The 22,502-nt window shown below is 66.4% G+C and carries 24 protein-coding genes; 7 read left to right on the top strand and 17 right to left on the bottom strand.

What is annotated here, in order from left to right:
- Positions 1–14: 14 nt before the first annotated feature.
- From GGR45_RS06910 to GGR45_RS06860, 11 genes are all read right to left on the bottom strand, one after another.
- Positions 15–725: a ZIP family metal transporter gene (locus GGR45_RS06910; RefSeq protein ID WP_175312074.1), complete on the bottom strand. Its 711-nt coding sequence runs from the start codon at positions 723–725 to the stop codon at positions 15–17.
- 115 nt (positions 726–840) lie between these two features.
- Positions 841–1,572 (bottom strand): 3'(2'),5'-bisphosphate nucleotidase CysQ, encoded by a 732-nt coding sequence (locus GGR45_RS06905; protein WP_175312075.1) that lies wholly within the window; start codon positions 1,570–1,572, stop codon positions 841–843.
- On the bottom strand, positions 1,569–3,482 hold the full coding sequence (gene cysN, locus GGR45_RS06900) for a sulfate adenylyltransferase subunit CysN (protein ID WP_175312076.1): 1,914 nt from the start codon (positions 3,480–3,482) through the stop codon (positions 1,569–1,571). The genes GGR45_RS06905 and cysN overlap by 4 nt, the downstream gene beginning before the upstream one ends.
- A complete protein-coding gene (cysD, locus tag GGR45_RS06895) occupies positions 3,482–4,381 on the bottom strand; it encodes a sulfate adenylyltransferase subunit CysD (RefSeq protein ID WP_175312077.1) in 900 nt (299 codons plus the stop codon). The genes cysN and cysD overlap by 1 nt, the downstream gene beginning before the upstream one ends.
- A gap of 49 nt (positions 4,382–4,430) precedes the next feature.
- The gene (locus tag GGR45_RS06890; protein ID WP_175312078.1) at positions 4,431–4,649 is read right to left on the bottom strand and encodes a hypothetical protein; all 219 of its coding nucleotides are present in this window, start codon (positions 4,647–4,649) and stop codon (positions 4,431–4,433) included.
- Positions 4,650–4,687: 38 nt separating this feature from the next.
- A complete protein-coding gene (locus GGR45_RS06885; protein WP_175312079.1) occupies positions 4,688–5,941 on the bottom strand; it encodes an N-succinylarginine dihydrolase in 1,254 nt (417 codons plus the stop codon).
- Positions 5,942–5,946: 5 nt separating this feature from the next.
- A complete protein-coding gene (locus GGR45_RS06880; RefSeq protein WP_175312080.1) occupies positions 5,947–6,966 on the bottom strand; it encodes an arginine N-succinyltransferase in 1,020 nt (339 codons plus the stop codon).
- Complete coding sequence (locus tag GGR45_RS06875) at positions 6,963–8,165, bottom strand: hydrolase (protein WP_175312081.1); 1,203 nt, start codon at positions 8,163–8,165, stop codon at positions 6,963–6,965. The genes GGR45_RS06880 and GGR45_RS06875 overlap by 4 nt, the downstream gene beginning before the upstream one ends.
- A gap of 51 nt (positions 8,166–8,216) precedes the next feature.
- Positions 8,217–9,128, bottom strand: a complete 912-nt coding sequence (locus tag GGR45_RS06870) for a DUF481 domain-containing protein (RefSeq protein WP_175312082.1) — start codon at positions 9,126–9,128, stop codon at positions 8,217–8,219.
- 11 nt (positions 9,129–9,139) lie between these two features.
- Positions 9,140–9,655: an RNA pyrophosphohydrolase gene (locus tag GGR45_RS06865; RefSeq protein WP_175312083.1), complete on the bottom strand. Its 516-nt coding sequence runs from the start codon at positions 9,653–9,655 to the stop codon at positions 9,140–9,142.
- A 2-nt stretch (positions 9,656–9,657) separates the two neighbouring features.
- Positions 9,658–10,632, bottom strand: coding sequence for an alpha/beta hydrolase (locus tag GGR45_RS06860; RefSeq protein WP_175312084.1), 975 nt, complete (start codon positions 10,630–10,632; stop codon positions 9,658–9,660).
- A 19-nt stretch (positions 10,633–10,651) separates the two neighbouring features.
- On the opposite strand from GGR45_RS06860, the gene GGR45_RS06855 reads away from it, so the two are divergent.
- Together GGR45_RS06855 and GGR45_RS06850 are read left to right on the top strand one after the other, a co-directional pair.
- On the top strand, positions 10,652–11,575 hold the full coding sequence (locus tag GGR45_RS06855) for a histone deacetylase family protein (RefSeq protein WP_175312325.1): 924 nt from the start codon (positions 10,652–10,654) through the stop codon (positions 11,573–11,575).
- Between the two features lie 7 nt (positions 11,576–11,582).
- Entirely contained in the window at positions 11,583–12,953 is a 1,371-nt protein-coding gene (locus tag GGR45_RS06850) for a cryptochrome/photolyase family protein (protein WP_175312085.1), read from the top strand.
- A 60-nt stretch (positions 12,954–13,013) separates the two neighbouring features.
- On the opposite strand, the gene GGR45_RS06845 is transcribed toward GGR45_RS06850, so the two are convergent.
- Genes GGR45_RS06845 through GGR45_RS06835 form a run of 3 tightly spaced genes read right to left on the bottom strand, consistent with a single transcriptional unit; the run spans position 13,014 to position 14,793 of the window.
- Positions 13,014–13,154 (bottom strand): DUF2256 domain-containing protein, encoded by a 141-nt coding sequence (locus tag GGR45_RS06845; RefSeq protein WP_175312086.1) that lies wholly within the window; start codon positions 13,152–13,154, stop codon positions 13,014–13,016.
- Positions 13,154–14,254 (bottom strand): 3-dehydroquinate synthase, encoded by a 1,101-nt coding sequence (gene aroB / locus GGR45_RS06840; RefSeq protein WP_175312087.1) that lies wholly within the window; start codon positions 14,252–14,254, stop codon positions 13,154–13,156. Before aroB ends, GGR45_RS06845 begins: the two co-directional genes overlap by 1 nt.
- The gene (locus GGR45_RS06835) at positions 14,251–14,793 is read right to left on the bottom strand and encodes a shikimate kinase (protein ID WP_175312088.1); all 543 of its coding nucleotides are present in this window, start codon (positions 14,791–14,793) and stop codon (positions 14,251–14,253) included. Before GGR45_RS06835 ends, aroB begins: the two co-directional genes overlap by 4 nt.
- Positions 14,794–14,873: 80 nt before the next feature.
- Between GGR45_RS06835 and GGR45_RS19810 the strand changes: the two genes are divergently transcribed.
- Genes GGR45_RS19810 through GGR45_RS06820 form a run of 4 tightly spaced genes read left to right on the top strand, consistent with a single transcriptional unit; the run spans position 14,874 to position 18,679 of the window.
- The gene (locus GGR45_RS19810; protein WP_267432596.1) at positions 14,874–15,008 is read left to right on the top strand and encodes a hypothetical protein; all 135 of its coding nucleotides are present in this window, start codon (positions 14,874–14,876) and stop codon (positions 15,006–15,008) included.
- Positions 14,992–16,821 carry a hypothetical protein gene (locus tag GGR45_RS19805; protein WP_281394116.1) on the top strand — a complete coding sequence of 610 codons (1,830 nt, stop codon included), beginning with the start codon at positions 14,992–14,994 and terminating at the stop codon, positions 16,819–16,821. The genes GGR45_RS19810 and GGR45_RS19805 overlap by 17 nt, the downstream gene beginning before the upstream one ends.
- Entirely contained in the window at positions 16,818–17,717 is a 900-nt protein-coding gene (locus tag GGR45_RS06825; protein WP_175312089.1) for a tyrosine-type recombinase/integrase, read from the top strand. The genes GGR45_RS19805 and GGR45_RS06825 overlap by 4 nt, the downstream gene beginning before the upstream one ends.
- Before the next feature lie 11 nt (positions 17,718–17,728).
- A complete protein-coding gene (locus GGR45_RS06820) occupies positions 17,729–18,679 on the top strand; it encodes an acetyl-CoA carboxylase carboxyltransferase subunit alpha (protein WP_175312090.1) in 951 nt (316 codons plus the stop codon).
- 97 nt (positions 18,680–18,776) lie between these two features.
- Here GGR45_RS06820 and GGR45_RS06815 read toward each other — a convergent pair whose 3' ends face one another.
- The gene (locus tag GGR45_RS06815; protein WP_175312091.1) at positions 18,777–18,950 is read right to left on the bottom strand and encodes a Flp family type IVb pilin; all 174 of its coding nucleotides are present in this window, start codon (positions 18,948–18,950) and stop codon (positions 18,777–18,779) included.
- Positions 18,951–19,074: 124 nt separating this feature from the next.
- Entirely contained in the window at positions 19,075–19,242 is a 168-nt protein-coding gene (locus tag GGR45_RS06810; protein ID WP_175312092.1) for a Flp family type IVb pilin, read from the bottom strand.
- 57 nt (positions 19,243–19,299) lie between these two features.
- Between GGR45_RS06810 and GGR45_RS06805 the strand changes: the two genes are divergently transcribed.
- Complete coding sequence (locus GGR45_RS06805; RefSeq protein ID WP_175312093.1) at positions 19,300–19,764, top strand: (deoxy)nucleoside triphosphate pyrophosphohydrolase; 465 nt, start codon at positions 19,300–19,302, stop codon at positions 19,762–19,764.
- Here the strand turns inward: GGR45_RS06805 and GGR45_RS06800 are convergent.
- Positions 19,710–22,457 carry a DUF5695 domain-containing protein gene (locus tag GGR45_RS06800; RefSeq protein ID WP_175312094.1) on the bottom strand — a complete coding sequence of 916 codons (2,748 nt, stop codon included), beginning with the start codon at positions 22,455–22,457 and terminating at the stop codon, positions 19,710–19,712. The two genes, GGR45_RS06805 and GGR45_RS06800, sit on opposite strands and share 55 nt — an antisense overlap.
- Positions 22,458–22,502: the final 45 nt, after the last annotated feature.

Below are 22,502 nucleotides of genomic sequence, written 5' to 3'. Positions count from 1 at the left end.
CCCGAAAACTCCGATCAGTGCGCGAAGTGCGTGACGCCCAGCATCAGGGCGACACCTGCCAGTGTGGCCAGGCTGGTCCGCAATCTCGGGTCGAGGGACTGGCTGCGCGGCACCAGCTCGCACGCGCCGATATACAGAAAAATTCCGGCGAAGAGCGCCATCAACGGCGCCAGCATCGCGGCAGGGATCGACAAACCCAGGCCGATCAGCACACCCAGCATCGGGGCGACACCGTTGAGCACCAGCCAGCGCCGCGCCGCCGCTTCGGATCGCGCAGCAAGGCTCAGGCTGACGGTGTTGACGCCATCGGCCACATCATGAGTCAGGACCGCCAGCGCGATCATCCATCCGGCCGCTGTATCGATCTGAAAAGCGATGCCGATGCCCAGTCCGTCCATCAAGCTGTGCAGACACAGCATGGCAGGTCCAAGATCGCCGCGCCAAGACGCCGCCGTCGCGCGCGGTATCCGGGCGAGAAGTCGGTCGAGCAGCATATAGCCGCCTAGCCCGAGCGCCGTGAACGCCATCATCGCGCGGATCGTCCAGCCATCGCCCGCCAGCTCCAGCGCCTCCGGCACCAGATCGAACAGCGCGACACCGACCACGATCCCCGCCGTCACGCCCAGCACAAGACCGATCCGATGACGCAGTCGCAGCGCAAGCATTCCGCCCGCCAGCGTCGCCACCATGGCCGCCAGGCCGAAAGCGAGGGGAACAAGGGTCATCGGATCGTCCGCACGACAAAGGCGACGGAAGGAAGGTGCGGCATCATCGACCCATGAACCAAGCCATGAGACGTTACAAGATCACATTTGTGCAACCTGTGTGGGTCGATGCGCCTTATCCGCGCGCGATCGCCTCCAGCACGCTGGCCGCAACTTCCTGTCGACAAATCAGCAGATCGGGCAGCAACGGGTTCTCGCAATTATAGACCAGCGGGCTGCCATCGATGCGCGAGGCGTGGAGTCCCGCCGCCAGCGCGACGGCCGCGGGAGCGCAATTGTCCCACTCATATTGACCGCCGTCATGCAGATAGACATCCGCGCGGCCCTCGACGACCGCCATCGCCTTGGCCCCGGCCGAGCCCATGGGGATCATGATCGCGCCCAGGCGGTCGCCGACGCAGCGTGCGATGTCGGGCGCGCGGCTGCGGCTGACGACGACGCGCAGGCCCGCCGGGCAGGGGGGATGTTTGGGAGGCAGATCGTCGGTGGCGAAAACCTGATCGCGGTCGGGCACCGCCACCGCGCCCAGCACCGGGCGGCCATCGATAGCGAGCCCGATATGCACCGCCCACTCGCTCGACCCGCTGGCATATTCACGGGTGCCATCAAGCGGATCGACGATCCAGACGCGGCTCGCGGCGCAGCGGGCGCGGTCGTCGACCGATTCCTCCGACAGGATGAAGTCGTCGGGCCGGGCGGCGCGCAGTCGGTCGAGGATCAGCGTGTTGGCATCCCGGTCGCCCAGCGCGCCGAGCGCCGCGTCTTGAAGTCCGCTCGACGCGCGGATGGACTTGAGCAGTTCGCCCGCCTCGACCGCGACCGAGCGCGCGAGTTCGGCGTCGGTCACAGATCGTAACTCCAGATACCCAGCACATGCTCGACGATCCGGGATGCGGCCTGTTCCGCCGTTTCCTTCGTCGTGTCGATGCGGATTTCTGGGCGCTCGGGCGCTTCATAGGGGCTGGAAATGCCGGTGAACTCGGCAATCTCTCCGCTGCGTGCCTTGGCGTATAGACCCTTCACGTCACGATCCTCGGCGACGGCCAGCGGCGTGTCGATGAAAATCTCGACGAACTCGCCCTCGGGCAGCAGCGCACGCACCATGTCCCGCTCCGCCTTGAACGGCGAGATGAAGGCGGTCAGCACGATCAGCCCGGCATCGGCCATCAGCTTTGCGACCTCACCCACCCGACGGATATTTTCGACCCGTCCCGCTTCGGAGAAGTCGAGATCGCGGTTCAGCCCATGGCGAATATTGTCGCCGTCGAGGAGGAAGCTGTGACGGCCCATGGCGTGCAGCTTCTGTTCGACCATGTTGGCGATGGTCGACTTGCCCGAGCCGGACAGGCCGGTGAACCAGAGAACCCGGGGGACCTGTCCCTTTTGCCGGGCATGGGCTTCGCGCGTGATGACCGCCGACTGCCAGTGGACGTTCTGTGCCCGGCGCAGCGCATGGTCGATCATGCCCGCTGCGACCGTGGCGTTGGTCGCGCGGTCGATCAGGATGAAGCCGCCGAGCGCGCTGCCCTGTGCGTAAGGCTCGAACACTATGGGGCGATCGGCATAGACTTCGGCCAGCCCGATATCGTTCAGCGCCAGCGTGTCGGCCGGGCGTTCTTCCTGGCTGTTGACATCGACGACATGGCGCGGCGGCTGGACGGTCGCACCCACCAGCTGCGTGCCGAGTTTCAGCGAATAGCTGCGCCCCGGTACCAGCGGCGCGTCCGCCATCCAGACGATCCTGGCGACGAACTGGTCGGCGATCTCGGGCGGGTTCTCGGCCGCCGCGATCACGTCGCCGCGCGAGCAGTCGACTTCCTCCGCAAGGACGAGCGTCACCGCCTCGCCCGCAATCGCTTCCTGCCGGTCGCCGTCATAGGTGACGATCCGCGCGATGCTGGTCGTCTTGCCCGAAGGCGCGATCCGTACCCGGTCGCCGACCGATGCCCGACCGCTGGCGATCAGGCCCGCGAAGCCGCGAAAGTCCAGGTCGGGCCGATTGACCCACTGCACCGGCATACGGAAGGACGCCGCCGCCGCACGGTCGCCGTCGATCGCCACCGTCTCCAGACGCGGAAGCAGCGCGGGGCCGTCATACCAGGGTATGTCGGGCGAGGGCGTGGTCACATTCGCGCCGGTCAGGCCCGACAGCGGAATGGCGGTGAACCGCTCGATCCCGATGGTCTTCGCGAAGGCCGCATAGTCGGCGACGATGGCGTCGAAGACCGACTGGTCATGGCCGACCAGATCCATTTTGTTGACCGCCAGCACGATCTCCTTGATCCCGACCAGATGCGCGAGATAGCTGTGCCGCCGCGTCTGGGTCAGCACGCCTTTGCGCGCGTCGATCAGGATCACCGCCAGATCGGCGGTCGAGGCGCCCGTCACCATGTTGCGGGTATATTGTTCGTGGCCGGGCGTGTCGGCGACGATGAACTTGCGCTTCTCGGTCGCGAAAAAGCGGTAGGCGACATCGATGGTGATGCCCTGCTCGCGCTCGGCGGCGAGACCGTCGACCAGCAGCGCGAAGTCGATATTCGCCCCTTGCGTCCCCACACGGCGGCTGTCCGCCTCCAACTGGCTCAACTGATCCTCAAAGATGGTCTTCGAGTCATAGAGCAGCCGCCCGATCAGCGTCGACTTGCCGTCATCGACCGAGCCGCAGGTGATGAAACGCAGCATCGACTTGGCGGCGTGCGTCGCGAGATAGGCGTCGATATCGGCGGCGATCAGCGCATCGGGTTGATAGGCGGTCATCAGAAATACCCCTCGCGCTTCTTCTTCTCCATGCTGGCGGCCTGATCGTGATCGATCGCGCGCCCCTGCCGCTCCGACGTGGTGGTCAGCAGCATTTCCTGGATCACTTCGGATAACGTCGCCGCCTCGCTCTCGACCGCGCCGGTCAGCGGATAGCAGCCGAGCGTGCGGAACCGGATCGAGCGTTCGACCGGGACTTCTCCGGGCCGCAGGCGGAAACGGTCGTCATCGACCATCAACAGCATTCCGTCGCGCTCCACCGTCGGGCGCGGCGCGGCGAAATAGAGCGGCACGATCTCGATGCCCTCCTGCAGGATATACTGCCAGATATCGAGTTCGGTCCAGTTGGACAGCGGGAAGACGCGGATGCTCTCCCCCTTATGAATGCGGCTGTTATAGAGGTTCCATAGCTCGGGCCGCTGCGCCTTGGGGTCCCAGCCATGCGCGGCCGAGCGGAAGGAAAAGACGCGCTCTTTTGCACGGCTCTTCTCCTCGTCGCGGCGCGCGCCGCCGAACGCGGCGTCGTATCCGCCTGCGGTCAGCGCCTGTTTCAATCCTTCGGTCTTCCACATATCGGTGTGGCGGCTGCCATGGTCGAAGGGATTGATCCCCTGTGCCTCAGCCTCCGGGTTGCGGTGGACAATCAGGTCCATGCCCGCCGCCTCTGCCGCGCGGTTGCGGAGTTCGTACATGGCCTGGAATTTCCAGGTCGTGTCAACATGGAGCAGCGGGAAGGGCGGGCGTGCGGGGAAGAACGCCTTTTTGGCCAGATGCAGCATCACGGCCGAATCCTTGCCGACCGAATAGAGCATCACCGGACGCTCGGTTTCGGCGACCACTTCGCGAAGGATATGGATGCTCTCGGCTTCGAGGCGTTGCAGGTGGGTAAGGCCAGTCATCGGATTGTCAGATAATGTCGCCAGCGAACCGTGCGACCAACTTATCCTGTCAATCGCGATAGTCCCGCTCCAGCGAGTCCAGGATGCGCGCGCCCGCCATGAACACGGCAATAGGGCAGGCGGCGAACAGGATCTTTCCGGCCATTCCCGGATAAGCGGTCAGATAATGCATCCCCCGCTCGACCGCCCCCAGGCCCAGGCCATAGATGACCAGGAAAGCCTCGAACTTCGACTTGATCGTGAACAGGGCGACCAGGCGGGACCACATGACGTGGTTACACCACCGGATCGCCCCGCCGCCAAGGGTCAAACGCTTGCCAAATTGAGACAGTCGAGCTCGCTTAGAAGGGCGGTTCGCGCCGCCTCGATCGTTGCGATCAGGGCCGGATCGCCGATCTCGGTCGGATCGATCGCCTCGGGCCAATGCGCCTCGATCACGGCGGCGATGCGGTCGAGCCGGGCATGGTCGACCAGAAAGCGCGGGTCGATGGTCGCCGGGTCGGCGACGACGCGCAGGCGCAGACAGGCTGGCCCGCCGCCATTGGCCATCGATTCGCGGACGTTCACGATCTCCAGCCGCCGGATCGGGCCGTTGCCCGCGACATGATCCTGAAGCCAAGACCAGACGGGGCCATTGTCGCGCGCTTCCTGCGGCAGGATCAGCGTCGGCTCACCCCCGGGCGGTGTCACCAGCTGTGCGTTGAACAAATAGGAGGCGATCGCATCTCCCAGGCTCACCCGATCGGCGGGCACCTCGACGATCTCGACATCGGGCATCAGGGTGCGGAGGTCGGCATAAAGCTGCTCGCAATCGGCAAAGGCCTGTTCGTGCGCGAACAGCACGCGTTCATTGGCGACAGCGACCACGTCATTATGGAAGGCCCCCGCCGCGATCGCCGCGTCCGACTGGCGGACGAAGAGCACGCGGTCGGGCGACAGGCGGTGGGCGCGCGCGACTGTCTCGCACGCCTGACGATGCTGGCGGGCGGGAAAGGGGCCGCCGCCCTCACCATAGACGAAGACCTCGACGCCGGGATGGTCGTGTCCACTGCACAGCCGCATGTGATTGGCCGCGCCCTCGTCGCCGGATGGAGCGGGCACCGGCGAATGGACGATGAAGGCCGGGTCGGCGAAGATCATCCGCAACTGCGCCAGGGTCGCAGGCCACTCATGGCTGCGATGCGGCATGGTCAGCAGATTGGCCACGGTCAGGTGGCAGCGCCCATCACGAGCGTCGGGCGCAGGCGAGACCGTTGCGGCATTGGCCGCCCACATGGCCGAGGCCGACAGCGCCTGCGCCTTCAGCACGGGGGAGGCGCTTTCATAATCGGTCGAGAGCCGCTTCAGCCAATCATGGTCCGGCCGGGGATGCGGCAGGAGGATACCCTGAACCAGCCCCAGATCGAGGTTCGCCCGCATCTTGGCGATTCCCTGTAGCGCGGCGGCGCGGGGGTGCGAGGTCTTGCCCGCATTGCGCGTGGCGGCGAGATTGCCGTGGCTGAGGCCCGCATAATTGTGGCTTGGCCCGATGATGCCGTCGAAGTTGATTTCTCTCAGCATCATACTCACCGATCGATGTGAAGGACGGTGTCATCGATCGTCAGATCGAGCGTCCGTGCCGTATCCTCGGAGACGATGATCCCGTCATCGCCTTCCCGAATTTCCCCGAGCGCACAGCGGAAGTCGGTCAGTTTCCCGACCGCGACCAGGGCCTCGCGTCCCGGCTGCGCTTCGATCCCGACGACCCGGCTCTCACGCGCATCGCGGATGGTCCGCACCTGATCGGTGCGCGCGGTCATGGTCGGGCCGCCGTCGAAGATGTCGATATAATGCTCGAAGGCGAAACCCTCATTCTCCAGCATCCGCATCGCCGCCCGGCCCGATGGGTGGGGCAGGCCGATCGCAGCGCGCGCCGTCTCGGTCAGCATCGCGGTGTATATCGGGTGCTTGGGCATCAGGTCGGCGATGAACTGATGCCCGTGGATCGCATTGAACTCGTCGGCCTGCTGGAAATTCATGCCGAAGAAGCGCCCGGCCAGCCCGTCCCAGAAGGGCGATCCCCCCGCTTCGTCAATAACGCCGCGCAGCTCGGCCAGCACCCGGTCGGCGAAGCGCGGCCGGTTGGCGCGCATGAAGAGGTAGCGGCTGCGCGCCAGCAAAAGGCCTAGCCCTCCCGCGCGCTCGCCGGGATGCAGGAACAGGCCGCCAACCTCGCTCGCGCCCTCAAGATCGGTGGTCAGGGACAACATTTCCGCGCGGAAGGTGCGGTCCAGCTCGCGGCTATGCTGGGTCAGCGTGCCGATGCGATAGCTGTAGAAGGGGTGCTTCTGGCCGACATGGGTGAAGATCTGGCAGGTGCCGCGTACCTCGCCGGTCGCACGGTCCTCCAGCATCAGGACGAACAGCTCGTCCTTTACCTTGCCATCGCCGTCGCCCGCAAAGGCGTCATGACTGCGCGCCAGTTTGGCGGTCAGCGCGCGGCGGTCGGGGGGCAGGTTGGTGAAGCCGCCGCCGGTGAGCTTGGCCATTTCATACAGGTGGCGAAGGTCGCTATCGACCGCGGGGCGGATGCAAAAGCTGTTCATGCGGCACCGATGATGCGCAGGATGGTCAGCGTGGACAAGCCCGCGCGTTCGGGCAGGCTGTCGATCAGCATATATTCGTCTGCCGAATGGATCGCGCCGCCGCGCACGCCCATGGTGTCGACAACGGGCACCCCCGCCGCCGCGATATTGTTGCCGTCGCACACCCCGCCGGTCGCCCGCCAGCCGATGGACAGGCCCAGATCGGCACCTGCGCTTCGCACCGTCTCGAATAGCGCGGCGGCGCCGGTGTCGATCGGTTTGGGCGGGCGGTTGAAGCTGCCATGCACCTCGACGCTTACGTCATGCTCGGCGGCGATCCGCTCGGCGATGGCCTTCATCGCCGCGCCGGTGCGCTCGATCGCGGCCAGCGCGCGGGGGCGGAAATTGACGTGCAGCACCGCCAGATCGGGCACGACATTGTTCGGCCCGCCGCCGTCGATCCGCGCCGGATTGACGGTGATGTCGTCGGCGGCAAGCTGCGACAGTTCCAGCGTGATCCGGGCGGCGGCGACGATGGCGTTGCGGCCCTCTTCGGGATTGCGGCCAGCATGGGCGCTGCGTCCGCGCACGACGATCGTGAAATTGCCCGTGCCGCCCCGCGCGCCTGCCAGCGTGCCGTCGGGCAGCGCCGGTTCATAGGTCAGCGCCGCGACCTTGCCACTTGCGGATTTCGCGATCAACGCGGCGGAGGAGGCTGAGCCCGTTTCCTCGTCCGAGTTGATGAGCACGTCATAGCCGAACCGCTCGGCCGCCGGGCTCGCCTCCACGGCGGTCAGCGCAGAAAGGAGCACCGCTAGCCCGCCTTTCATGTCGGCCACGCCCGGTCCGCCGAGCCGGTTGTCATCGAGCCGCGTCACCGTCTGAAAGGGATGATCGACCGGATAGACCGTGTCCATATGGCCGGTGAACAGCATCCGTCGGGGTGCGTTGGGGCGGACGGACAGCAGTAGGTGGCGGCCATGCGCTAGTGGGGCGGGGCTTCCGTCACGGCCGATCCGCTCGACCGGCTCCGGCTCCACCATGGTCAGCTTACCCGGCAGCGACCCGAAATGCTCGGCCAGCCGGTCGGCCATCGTCGCCAGCCCGGCAAGGTTGCGCGTCCCGCTGTTGATCGCGGCCCAGTCCTCCACCAGCGGCAGCATGGGATAAGCGGCGGCGGACGCTACGGCGTCCCGCTCGATCGTGTTCAGTCTCTCCATGGCCGACAACCTAGGCCATGGAGACGGCAAAGGTGAACCCCGCCGCCGAAATTAGAAGCTGTACACCACCGAGGCGCGGGTGATCGTATCAGTCGTCCGGCGACCCAGCGGCGGCTCGCTTTCATATTGGACATTGTAGGACAGCGCCGCCGACAGAGGACCGAACAGCTTGGCGTTCAGCGCCGAATTGGTGCTGACCGTGCTGTTGAACTTCTGCACATAGGCCGAGGCGTTCTGGTTGAACGACATGGCCGGGGTCAGCTTCCAGACGAAGTTCAGGTTGCCACGCGCGGCCAATGCGCTTTCGATCCGACCGTCGGTGAACTCGGTGTGCCGGAAGGCCGGGCCGAGTTCGACGTCCAGGGTCATGCGCGGCTTGCGGATGGCGCTGTAGCCCGCGCCGCCCGACGCGGAGAAACGGTTGAAATAGCCCAGGAAACGGTCGCTTTCATATTGCGCCGCGCCATAGACATAGTTGTTGGCGTTCAGTTTGAAGTTCGGTTCGTAGGACACGACATAATGTTCGCGGCTGACGATGCTCGCGCTTTCCTGATAATCGCCTTGCAGATGGACCTTGTGCCGCCAGCGCAGCCCTTCGCGCGTCAGGTCGATGATGCCGGTCAGGCCGATATTCTGACTGTTGCCCGTGGTCGCAAAGCCGCCCAGCTCGATGCGGCCATGCCACAGGTCGAAGAAGGTCGCCTCGCGCAGGGTCCGGCTGCGGCTGGCGGTCTTTTCGTCGCGCCAAACATCGGCCATCGCGTCGATCGCATCGGCGGCCTCGGGCACGGCGTTGCGGGCATAGCGGACGACGGTGGTGATGTCGTTCTCATTGCCGCTGGCGATCGCGGCCTCCAGCATCGCGCGGATCTGGGGCGGGATCAGCGCGGGGTCTGGGTCATTGGGCTCGGCATTGGCAAGCAGGCCCAGCGCCATCGGGATCAGGAGCAGCCGCGTCTTCATGGTCGGGTGCCTTAGCCCTTCACCCCGTCGACCGATACCGCCGCGTCCCCATGCGGTGCGGTGAAGTGCGCCGCGAAGACGACCAGCAGTTCCTCGTACAGCGCCTTCTTGAACGGCACGATCATCGCGGGCAGCGTCTCCGGCTCGGCCCAGCGCCAGGCGCGGAATTCTGGGTGATCAGTGTCGATGCGGATTTCGCTATCCTCGCCCAGGAAGCGATAGAGGAACCAGTTCTGCCGCTGGCCGCGCCACTTGCCCTTCCAGACCTTGCCGATCATGTCCTCGGGCAGGTCATAGGTCAGTTCGTGCGGCGCACGGGCGATCAGTTCGACCTTGTCGGCGGTGACGCCGGTTTCCTCGAACAATTCGCGCAGGGCGGCGGCATCGGCATCCTCGCCGGGGTCGATGCCGCCTTGCGGAAGCTGCCAAGCCTCCAGCGTCGAATCGATCCGCTGGCCAACAAAGACCCGGCCGTCGCGGTTCATCAGGATGACGCCCGCACAGGGGCGATAGGGAAGGTCGGTCATCATCATTGTCCCATCTGGCCGATGCCCTGCGCCTCCACGATCGCGGCCTTCAAGGCAAGCAGGAAAGCGGCGAGATCCCCCACGCCGGAGGGGATCGCCTTGCGCAGCGTCGCAAAGCCGTGGATCGTGCCCCGCGCCTCGCGGAAAATGACGGCGACGCCAGCCTTTGCCAGCGCGGCGGCATAGGCGCGGCCCTGGTCGCGGATCGGATCGCATTCGGCAGTCATGATGACGGCGGGCGGCATCCCGGCCAGTTCGCCGCGCATCGGTGCCGCGCGCACATCGCCCAGATCGGCGGCGTAGCAGGCGACGAACCAGTCGAGCATCGCGCGGGTCAGGAAATAGCCCTCGGCAAAATCCCGCAGCGACGGATGGGCGCGGGCCATGTCGGTGGCGGGATAGAGCAGCCCTTGCCCGATAACCGGGACGGTAGCGGGTCGGTCGCGCAACGCCATGGCCGTCACGGTGGCGAGCGTGCCGCCCGCACTGTCGCCCGCGACGATCAACGCGGTCGTGTCGGGCTGTCCGGCCAGCCAGCGGGCCGCTGCCTCGCAATCATCGGGCGCGGCGGGCCAGGGATGTTCGGGCGCCAGCCGGTAACCGACCGACACCACTGGCAGGTCGAGCGCCCGTGCCACTTCGGCGGCGAGCGGCGCATGGGTGTCGATATCGCCGATCACGAAGCCGCCGCCATGGAAGAACAGCACGACCGGCCCCGCGCCACGCCGCTCGCGCGGGTCGAAGCGCCGCGCAGGGATCGGTCCTGCTGGTCCCTGGATCATGAAAGTTTCGTCGGTGCCCAGCGCGCCGATCGGCGGATCGGTCAGGTCGCGCGCGGCGCGCATCATCTGGCGGGCGGTCTCGGGACCCAATTCCTCCTGGGGCGGGCCGGGGAGACGGTTGTAATAGCCCAGGAAGCGCGCGACATCGGTTCGCAGTTCGGGCAGCGGGGCCGTGGCCCTCCTATCACGGGTCATGGCTTCCTACCTAGGGACGATGATCCATGTCGTCCATCACCCCGCCTATGTCACCGAGGCACCGGCCCGCTCCACCTATCGCTGGGGCAAAAACGGGGCGATCCGCGACCTGCTGTGCGCGCGGGGCGACGCGGTGGTGTGGACCGAGCCCGAGCTGATCCCGCCCGGCTGGCTGGAGGCGGTGCACGACCCCGATTATGTCGCCGAGGTGCTGGAGGCGCGGGTGCCGCCCGACAAGACCCGGCGCATCGGCTTCCCGATCACCGAGCAGGTCGCGCATCGGGCACGGGCGGTGCCGGGGGGAACCTGGGTCGCCGCGATGCTGGCGTTGAAGCACGGCTTTGCCGCCAACACCGCCGGGGGCAGCCATCATGCGCTGGCGACCACGGGGGCGGGTTATTGCGTGTTCAATGACCTGGCGGTGGCGGCGGTGCGGCTGGTCGAACAAGGCGTCGTCGGGCGGGTGGCGATCATCGATTGCGACGTTCACCAGGGCGACGGCACCGCCGCGCTGACCGCCGGGCGCGCCGATATCATGACCTATTCGATCCATGCCGAAAAGAATTTTCCGGCTCGCAAGGCACGTTCGACCCTGGATGTCGGATTACCCGACGGCGTCGATGATGCGGGCTATCTGGCCCAGCTCGAGGCGACCTTGGCGCCGTTTCTCGACGAGCATCGGCCGGATATCATTCTGTATCAGGCCGGGGTCGATCCCTTTGTCGATGACCGGCTCGGACGGCTGGCGCTGACCCAGGCAGGGCTGATCGCGCGCGAGACGCTGATCGCCAACCTCTCGCTGGCCCGTGGTCTGCCGCTCGCGAGCACGGTGGGTGGCGGCTATGGCGACGACGTCCTGGCGATCGCCGAGCGGCATGTGACCGCGATCCTGACTTTGGGTGAAAAGCTGTCCCGTCGGAACCCGGCGACGATCGAGGCGTAGCGGCTGGATGACTGCATCCCCCACGATCCTGTGGTTCCGCCAGGATCTCCGCCTTCACGATCAACCCGCTCTTGTCGCGGCCGCGGGGGCGGGGCCTGTCATCCCGGTCTATATCCTTGATGACGAGAGTCCCGGCGACTGGCGGATGGGCGCGGCGCAGCGCTGGTGGCTGCACCACAGCTTGATCGCCCTTGCGAAGGATCTGGACGATCTGGGTAGCCGGTTGATCCTGCGCCGGGGCCATGCGGTCGAAATCCTGCGCGCGCTGATGGACGAGTCGGGGGCGACCGAGGTTCACGCCATCCGCCATTATGAGCCTTGGTGGCGAAGAGCGGAGCAGATGCTGGAGGACTGCCTCAACCTGCATGACGGCAATCACTTGGCGCGGCCCGAGCTTGTCACGACGGGCAGCGGCAGGCCGTTCCGCATTTATTCGGCCTTCTGGAAGGGTTTGCAGGAGCATTTGCCACCCGAATATCCGCTCGATCCACCCAAGGCCGTGACCGCACCTGCGCACTGGCCGACAAGCGAGAAGTTGGCCGACTGGTCTCTACTGCCGACCAAACCGGATTGGTCGACGGGCTTCGACGAGGACTGGATACCGGGCGAGGCGACGGCGCGGGAACGAATGGCAGAATTCGGCGAGAAAGCCGTTGCTTATGATACCGCGCGCAACATGCCGTCAGAGGAAGGCAGCTCGCGGCTGTCCCCCCATCTCCATTTCGGAGAAATTTCCGTGCGCGCGGTCTGGCATTCGCTAGCCCGGCACGGTGACACAGAGACGTTCCGCAAGGAACTGGCATGGCGCGACTTCACCGATGGCGTGGTCATGGCGCTGCCCGATTATGCCGATCATAATGGCCGTGATGCCTTTGACAAAATGCCGTGGCGTACGGGCGCGGAAGCCCAGGCCGACCTGACGGCATGGCAGCAGGGGCGGACCGGCTATCCGATCGTAGACGCGGGAATGCGCCAGCTGTGGGCGACGGGCTGGATGCACAACCGGGTGCGGATGATCGCCGCCTCCTTCCTCATCAAGCATCTGCTGATCGACTGGCGCGAGGGGGAGCGGTGGTTCTGGGACTGTCTGGTCGATGCCGATTACGGGAACAATGCGGTCAACTGGCAATGGGTCGGGGGGACGGGGATCGATTCGAACATGTTCGGCCGGATCATGGCGCCGCTCAGCCAGTCGGAGAAATTCGACGCGGGCGACTATATCCGGCAATGGGTGCCGGAGTTGAAGAACGTTGGCGACGCCGCGATCCATGATCCGGACGAGGCCGGGTGTCGGCCGAAGGACTATCCGGCCAAGATCATCGGGCACCGCGAGGGGCGTGAGCGGGCCTTGGCGGCGGCGAAGACGATGCGGGGATAGGACGGGGCGTGCGCTTCGATGTCGCTCGGCGTGAACGAAGTCGAAGACCACGGGAAACGCTCACCGTTTCTTCCGACACGCGTCCGAACAATAGACCACCTGATCCCAATCCCGCGCCCATTTCTTGCGCCAGGTGAACGGGCGCCCGCAGGCCGGGCAGGTCTTGCTCGGCAAATCCTGCTTGCGGACGCCGTTGGGCATCAGCGCGGCTCGGCGTCGAGGAAGGCGGCGACGTCAGCCAGATCGACCGTCTTGTCGAGATAGGTCTGCCCGATCCCGCGCGCGAGCAGGAAGGGCAGGGTGCCCGCCGCCATCTTCTTGTCGTGCCGCATATGTTCGACCAACGTCGCCGACGGCGCATCGATCCCGGCGGCGGCAAGGCCATCGGGCAGACCGATCGCACGGAAATGCGCGGCGACCCGCTCGGCATCCTGGCGATCGCAAATCCCGTGACGCACCGAATAGCGGAACGCGAGCGCGCAGCCCGCCGCCACGCCCTCGCCGTGAAGCAGCCGGTCGGAGAAACCGGCTTCCGCTTCCAGCGCATGGCCGAAGGTATGGCCCAGATTGAGCAGCGCACGGATGCCGTTCGTCTCATGCTCGTCCGCCGCCACGATCCGCGCCTTGGCCGCGACCGAGTGCGCTATGGCATGTACGCGTGCATCGGCATCCCCCGCCAGCAGCGCCGAGCCGTTCGTCTCGCACCACTCGAAAAAGGCGAAATCGTCGATCAGGCCGTATTTCACGACCTCGGCATAACCGGCGCGCACCTGCCGTGCGGGCAGGGTGTCGAGCACGTCCGGGTCGATCAGCACCATGGCGGGCTGGTGGAACGCCCCGATCAGATTCTTGCCCGCCGAGGTGTTGATCGCGGTCTTGCCCCCCACCGACGAATCGACCTGCGACAACAGGGTCGTCGGGATCTGCACGAAGCGGCAGCCGCGTTTGACGATCGAACAGGCGAAACCGACCAGATCACCGATCACCCCGCCGCCCAGGGCGACGACGTGATCGGAACGCTCCACGCCCAGTTCCAGCAGCCGGTCGCAAACATGCTCCAGCATCGCCCAGCTCTTGGTCTTTTCGCCCGGCGGCAGGATGATCGCCTCGCTGGCGACACCGACTGCTTCCAGCGACGCCTGAAGCACCGCCAGATGCGGCCGCACATTCTCATCTGTGACGATCGCCATGCGTCGTCCGCGCGCCAGGGGGGCGAGATAATCGGCGGCACGGGGTAGCAGCCCGGCCTCGATATGGATGGGATAGCTGCGGTCGCCGAGCGACACGGTGACGGTCTTCATCGTCCGATGGCTTTCAGGATGGCGTTGACGGTGGCCTCGTGCGGCCCGCGCTTGCTGGAAACATGGATCGGCGCGAGCGAATAGATCGGGTTGCGCACCGCCGACAGCTCGCGCAGCACCTTGAGCGGATCCTTGCCGCGCAGCAGAGGGCGCGTATCGCGCCGCTTGACCCGTTCGGCCAGCACTTCGGGACTGGCGTTCAGCCAGATGGCGGTCGCCTGTTCCAGGATCAGGGCGCGCGTCTCGTCATTGATGAACGCGCCGCCGCCGGTCGCGATCACCTTGGGCCGACCATCGACCAGCCGGGCGATCACCCGGCGTTCGCCGTCGCGAAAATACGGTTCGCCGAATTGCTCGAAGATTTCGGCGACGCTCATGCCGGCGGCTTCCTCGATCGCGTGGTCGGCATCGACGAAGGGCACCCGTAACCGATTCGCCAGACGGCGCCCGACGGTCGACTTGCCCACGCCCATCAGGCCGACGAGCACTATGGGCGACCCGTTCCAGCTTGCATCTACAGGGTTGTGGCTTTGCAACATTGCACTCTGCGCTATACAGCGGGCGCGCGCCCGGCAACACCGGCCGGGCTTTCACGGGTCCATTATAAGGTTTGCGTTTCATGTCCCGTATGGTCGTTTCGCTCATCGTCCTCCTCGTCGTGATCGTCGGGGGGCTGTTCCTGCTCTCGGGCCGGGCGACCGAACGGCCGACCACCCAGGTCGAAAAGGCGGTCTCGCTTGGCAACCTGCAATAAGCGGGGCGGCGCCTTTCGCCACCTGCCGAGGGCGGTCGCCCTGCTGATGGTCGGGGCTGCCGCGATCGCGGCGGCGCAGGACCGTCCCGAATCGCTGCTGCCCCCCGGTTTCGGCCAGCCCGCCGCGCAGCCCAGTGCCCGGCCGACGTCCCGGTCGACGCCGCGAGCCGTGCCCGGCGTCGCCCCGGCGGCCTCTCCCACGCCGGCTCCGACCCCGGCCCGCGCCGATCCGGTGGGGGCGCTGCTCGATTCGCTCGCCAGCCCCGCGCCGACGCCGACCCCATCGCCGACACCGACCATCGATGCCGCGACGCTGGCCGAATATGAGTTGCCGACTTTCGCCAGGCGTTCGCTGTCGGTCGTCGGACCTTCGGGGCCGCGCGAAGGGGCGCTGGACGAGAACGTCTTTGCCGGCGTCGATGGACGCGTCGCCGAGACGTTGATGCGCAGACTGTCGGCGCCTTTGCCGTCGCGCTGGACCTCGATCCTGCTGCGCCGCGTGCTGGCCGCCCGTCTGGTGACGCCGCGTGGGGTGAACGGCGCGGACTTCGCCGCCGAGCGCGCCTGGCTGCTGCTGCGCATGGGCGAGGCGCAGGTCGCGCGCGCTGTCGTCCAGTCGGTCGATCCGGGCAATTATACGCCCAAACTTTATCAGGTGGCGATCAACGCGCTGCTCGCGTCCAGCGATCCGGCGGGGCTTTGCCCGCTGGCCGATCGCGGCAGCGCCGTGACGGGGCTGGGCGGTTATCGGCTGGCGCAAGGCTGGTGCGCGGCGTTGACGGGCGATGGCGCGCAGGCCAGCGGGATCGTCCGGCAGATGCGGCGCCAGCGGATCGCCGAGGATATCGACCTGAAGCTTGCCGAAAAGCTGATCGGCGCGGGTTCGGCACGCAAGGCGGTGAACGTCGATTGGGGCGGGGCCGACCGGCTGACCGTCTGGCGCTTCGGCCTGGCGACCGCGACCGGCGTGACGGTGCCGCCCGATTATCTGTCCTATGTCGGCCCACAAGTGCGCGGCTGGCTGGCGACCTCGCCAGCTGTGCCCGCAACCGAGCGCGCGGGGGTGATCGATCAGGCGGCGACCCTGGGCGTCATCTCCAACGCGGCGCTGGTCGATTTCTATGCGGGGCTGGCCGATGACGATCAGGCGAGCCGGGGGCAGGCCGCGATCGGCAACGATCTGCGCAACGCCTATGCCGCCGGAGACGAAGGGCAGCGCCTGTCGGCGATCCGCTCGCTCTGGGGCGATGACGCGCGCACGCCCTATGGACGGCTGGTTCTGACCGCCCGTGCCGCTGCACGGCTACCGGTGATGAGCGACGGACGTGACGCGGACCGGCTGGTGGCGTCGATGCTTTCCGCTGGCCTCGATCGCAGCGCTGCTCGCTGGCGTGATGCGGTGAAACAGGACAGCGACGCCTGGGCGATGATCGTCCTGAGCGATCCCGACCGGCAGGGCCAGCTCGCCTATGACCAGGTCACCGGCTATGGCAGCGGCGATGCGTTCAAGCAGCGGATGTTCTTTGCCGGGCTCGCAGGGCTCGGACGGTTGGCGCGCGCCGATATCGAGAAGGGGGCGGAGGCGCTCGACGTTCGGGTCGGTCAGCATAACGCCTGGACCGAGGCGCTGGATCAGGCGGTGGCGGATGAGCAGACCGGCATGGTCGTCCTGCTGTGCGCGGTCGGGATGCAGACCGGCGATTGGCGCGGGGTGCCGCCCCAGGCACTCTATCGCATCGTCGAGGCGCTGCGCTCGGTCGGGCTGGATACCGAGGCACGGATGATCGCGGCGGAGGCGATCGCGCGGACATGAACGTCCGCGACGCCGCGCTGGTCGACCGCTTTCTGGAAATGATGGCGGCGGAGGCTGGCGCGGCAGGCAATACGCTGGCCGCCTATCGCTCGGACCTGCGGCTTGCGGCGGATGCGATGCAAGGGCTTGTCGAGGCCGATCAGGCATCGCTCCGGCGACTCGCCGACGGCTGGTCGGGGCTCGCCAACGCCACGGTCGCGCGCAAGGCGGCGGCGCTTCGACGCTTCTATGCCTTCCTGCATGAGGAGGGGCTGCGCGGCGACGATCCGTCGTCCGTGCTGCCGCGCCCGGGGCAGCGGCGGGCGCTGCCCAAGATATTGAGCCATCCCGATATCGATCGGCTGTTCGATGCGATCGCCCAGCGAACGGGTGCAACGCATCCCCGGCCAAACGACCTGCGGCTCGCCGCGCTGGTCGAACTGCTTTACGGTTCTGGCCTGCGGGCGAGCGAACTGGTCGCCCTGCCGCGCAACGCCGTTCATCCCGACCGCCCCTTCCTGATCCTGAAGGGCAAGGGCGGGGCCGAGCGAATGGTGCCCATTTCCGATCGCGCGCGGGCGGCGGTGGCGGCGTGGCGGATGCACGTCCCGGCCGACAAATTATGGCTGTTCCCCGGCGGGAAGCGGCATCTGACCCGGATCCGTCTCTATCAGCTTATCAAGGCGCTCGCTGCGGAGGCGGGCATTCCGCCCGATCGGGTCAGCCCACATGTATTGCGCCACGCCTTTGCCACCCATCTGCTCGGCGGCGGGGCCGATCTGCGCGCAGTGCAGGCGATGCTGGGCCATGCCGATATCGCGACCACCGAAATCTACACCCATGTCGAGGCGGCCCGGCTCGTCGAACTGGTCAACACCCGACACCCACTCGTTGATTTTCGGACGAAGCACCCTTAGGCGCTAGCGCCATGTCAACGACCTTCCTCGATTTCGAAAAACCCATCGCCGAGCTTCAGAGCCGGATCGACGAGCTGCGCGACACGACCGCCGAAGGGACGGTCGATATCGGCGCGGAGATCGCCAAGCTTCAGGCCAAATCGGACAAGCTGCTGCGCGATACCTTCGCCAAGCTGACCCCCTGGCAGAAGACGCAGGTCGCGCGCCATCCGCAGCGCCCCCACTTCAAGCACTATGTCGCCGGGCTGTTCGACGAGTTCGTGCCGCTGGCGGGCGACCGCGCGTTCGGCGACGATCAGGCGATCATGGGCGGCTTCGCCCAGTTTCGCGGCCAGCGCGTCATGGTGCTGGGCCATGAAAAGGGTGAGGATACCGTCAGCCGGCTGCGTCACAATTTCGGCATGGGCAAGCCAGAGGGCTATCGCAAGGCGATTCGTCTGGTCGAGCTGGCCGATCGCTTCGGCCTGCCCATCGTGACGCTGGTCGACACCTCGGGTGCCTTCCCCGGCATCCAGGCCGAAGAGCGCGGTCAGGCCGAAGCCATTGCCCGTTCGACCGAAGCCTGTCTGGCCGCTGGCGTGCCGGTCGTCTCGGCGATCGTCGGCGAAGGCGGCTCGGGCGGCGCGGTGGCGCTGGCGGCGGGTAACCGGGTGCTGATGTTCGAGCATGCGGTCTATTCGGTCATTTCACCCGAGGGCTGCGCCTCGATCCTGTGGCGCACCGCGGACAAGGCGGCGGACGCGGCCGAGGCGATGCGGGTCACGGCGCAGGATTTGAAGAATTTCGGCGTGATCGACACGATCGTATCAGAGCCGGTGGGCGGCGCGCACCGCGATCATGCGGGCGCGATCGCCAATCTGGGCGATGCCGTCGAAAAGGCGCTTGGCGAACTGCGCGGTCTGGGCCGGGACGAGCTGAAGCGCGGGCGTGCCGCCAAGTTCCTGGCGATGGGGCGGCTTTAGTGGCATAAGTAAGGGGCGGGTCGAATGGATCGATCCGCCCCCGAATGTATCGGAATCCATGACGGGCGACGATCGAACGCCGCCCGTCAGGCGGATTTTATCCCGACGGATTCGCCACCTTGGTCGAGATATTGGTGAAGGTGCCGCTCAGTGAGGTGCCGACGGTCTTCATCGCGCCGATGGCGGCAACGGCGATCAAGGCTGCGATCAGGCCGTATTCGATGGCCGTTGCGCCCTTGTTGTTCTTCAGCATCTTGCGAAACGTCTTCATTCCGGTCTCCGTTCAGTCTTGGTTTGATCGATCACCCGGCTGAGCCGGAGCGCCGGTTCAGCTTCCGGCGGTCTAGTCTGCCAGTAGTTAAAAAGGTTTGAAGGGTATCATCCCCCAGCCGAATCTAGCGGCTCGCGAGGTTCAGTTCGCTGGCGATGCGCTGCGCCAGACTTTCCAGGCTGATGCCGAACTGGGACAGCCCAACGGTCATGACCAACATCACGGCGGCCACGATCAAGCCATATTCCACCGCCGATGCCCCCCGCGTATCGGTCAACAGGCGTTGCAGCATATTCCTGATCGCGCGTGCTCTCATGACGCCAGCCGATTACGCGCCCGAGGTTAAGAAATGATCGATAGCTCGACCCCGCTCCCCCTGTTTCCCGTCGTCGCGGCCGCTCTGGTGGATGAGGAGGGACGCGTGCTGCTGCAACAGCGCCCGGGGGGCAAGGCACTGGCGGGGCTATGGGAGTTTCCCGGCGGCAAGCTGGAGCCCGGTGAAACGCCCGAGGCGGCGCTGGTCCGGGAATTGCACGAGGAACTGGCGATCACCGTCGCGCCGGATGCGCTGGAACCGGCGGGCTTTGCGACCGAGCCGTTGCCCGGTCGCCATCTGCTCCTGCTGCTCTACGTCATCCGGTCATGGTCGGGTACGCCGGTCGCGCTGGAGGCGGACGGGCTGACCTGGTGCCAGCCCGCCGGAATGGGCGCTTGGCCCATGCCGCCCGCCGACGGGCCACTCGTCCGCCAACTCGCCGCCTATCTGGCCGACAATACGAGTTCGGACGTCGCGCCAGACAGCGGCACAGTGTAACCGCCCCGTTCGAACGAGCCCCGCTCGGGGCGATAGGCGCGGCCGCCGGGCGTCGGCGTTTCGACGAACAGGCGTGCGGCGGGCGTATTGCCGTTGGCCGGATCGAGCGTCAGGCGCACCGCGCCCGTCGCCGGATCGTAATCGACCGCCTTGATCTTGCCCGCCTCCAGCGTCAGCCAAAGCCCGATAGGGGCGACAAAGACGCGCGCCCGCGCGCCGTCATGCGGCTCGACATGCACCCGCCCGCCGCTCTGCGACAAATTGCCACCATAGGACAGCCAGCCCAGCGTCGGGTCGTTCACCACATAGGTCGCGGCGGCATAGGCATGGCCGAAAAAGCCCATGCCATAATCGCCGCTATACGGGTCCCACTCCATCCGGTCGGGCCAGCTGTGGAAAGCGGCGGACGATGCGCCGTTCTGGTCGATATTGGTGATGCCGCCCATCAGGCCGCCATAGGCCACGCGCAGCAGATGCATGTCGGCGGGATTGCGGCGGAACGAGTCGAACAGCGGGATGGCGTTCAGCGTCGATCCGTAATGATGGATCTGCCGCTCCAGCCGCGGATATTTGCCGCCGTACAGGAAGTCCCAATAGCGCCGCGCATTGCCGTTATAGCCCCAATGCGGGATCGACGGATCATAGCCCAATATCACCTCGCGCGTGACATCGGCCTGCGGACCATAGCCGAAATAGCGCATCCAGGCGTAGACCTCCGCCTGACCGGTCGAGTCCCAGGCCATCTCGCTTCCGAATGGATATTGCAGGGTGCGCCAATGGTCCGCTCGCCGCTTCATCAGGCGTTCGATCTCGGCGGCCTTGCCGGTCCAGCCTTCGCGCTTCAGGTCGGTCAGGATGTCGACGAAGACATCGCCTTCCATCAACCCAAACTGCGCATAATGCGGCGCATCGCGCATCATCGCGACGATCGTCTGATAGGCATGGTCCAGATACCAGTCCCAGCCATGTACCTTGGTCATGCCCGGATGGTTGCGCGCAATGCGATAAAGCACCCAATGCCCCGCCGCGACATGCGGATAGTTATAGGCGCGGCCCAGATCGTCGGCCTGATCCTTCTTCCAAGAGGTCCAGCTCTGCCAGTCTTTCGCGGGCTGGTATAGGTTCGGGAAGGCGGCCGGGTCGTAGTAGAAGAGGCTCTTCTTCACGCCACCCGCATGGGCGCCGTCGGCGACCTGGAGTCGACCGACGACCGTCTTGTCGACCAGCTCCTCAATGCGCGCGATTTCCGCCGCATTGGGGTTGTCGAGCTGCTTCATGACTGCCGCGACCCAGCTGCCCGCGCCGCCCTCGTCGCTCATGCCCGAAATCCAGACGCGCGGGTCGGCGGTGACGATGCGATCGGCTTCGCGGTCATAAGTCAGGATGGCGGGCGAGCGGCCGAACGGGTCGCCCTTGCCCTCGAACCATTGTTTCGTGGTCGAAAAGCGGCCCAGATCGGCCATGGTCTGTTCAAGCGGCTTGGTGACGAAATACTGGACCGTCTGAACCTGACCATCGGCATAGGTTAGGGTCAGGCGCGCCCGGCCCCATCGGCGGCCGCGCACCGACAGGCGCGTCCAGCCCGGCTTGCCCGGCGCCCTCGTGACATCGAGCGCCCCCGCCGGATAGCTGGCGATGCCGGCGATCGCCGAGGGTGCTCGGACGAACAGCGTTGCGTCCAGGTCGGTCGGCACGACATAGCCGGGCACCCCGACGACCACGGGGCGTCCCTGCGCCGTCAGCGTCGGTTCGATCGCCCGGATGCTTGGCGCGGTGACGAGACGCAAGCCGATCTTGCGGCTTTGGCCTGGCGAGAGGGTAAAGCTGGTCGCCTCGTTCCAGGGGGCACCTGCCTTGACCCAATCGGTCTGGGCATAGGCTGCGCTGGCGATGGTCCAGTCGTAAAAGCCTTCCGAGGTCTGCGCCCGCGGGCTGGCCTCGGAGATGACCGCGCGGCCCTTGGTTTCACGCAGCGTCGGGATCGGGACATAAGCCTCCAGTGGCGTCCCGCGTTCGGGCAGGACGAGAAGCGCGGGGCCAGCGCCGTTCAATCGCGTGACCTGCACATAGCCCGCATCGCGCCCGATATAGGGATCGGCGAAGCTCGCCTTCGCATGAGCCTGTTCCAAGGTCCGGTCGGTGATGATGTTGTCGAACACCATCGGCAAGCCGAGCCCGCCGACCTCAACCGGCGCGTTGGACGTGTTGGTCAGCGTGAAGCGCAGGGCGGGAGCGCCCTTGTCGTTCACCCATTCGCGCACGATGCGCAGCGGCAGGCCGGCCCCCAAGGACGCGCTGATATCCGCCGCCGCCAGCACCGGGCCTCGCGCAGGCAATGCCCGCACCGGCCGGCGTTCGCGCGACGAGGAATAATCCTGCCATGCGCCGCTGGCCCGGCGCAGCCGCAGATGGATGTCGCCCAGATGATTATAGCCATTGCCCGCACGTTCCCTGGCGCGGTCGATCGGCAGGAAGTCGAAGTGGGGCGTCGCTGCCGGCGAAAGGCCGCGCGCGGTCTGGCTGGCGGGATCGAGGATCAGTTGGAACGTCCCGATCCGAAATCGCGAACGCGCCGCCTTTTGCGAATCATTGGTGGCCTTGCGCGCCGCCGGGACGCCTGCGTCATGCGCACTCGCGGCGATCGAAAGGGTGGCCAGCATGACTGGCAAAAGGCGGATAAGGCTTTGGCGCATGACGATAAATCCCTGACCCCGGGAAGCTCCTCTACGGGACCATCG

This window comes from Sphingomonas zeae (assembly GCF_014197135.1).
GTDB lineage: Bacteria > Pseudomonadota > Alphaproteobacteria > Sphingomonadales > Sphingomonadaceae > Sphingomonas > Sphingomonas zeae.
This window is presented reverse-complemented; position numbering and strand designations above follow the sequence as displayed.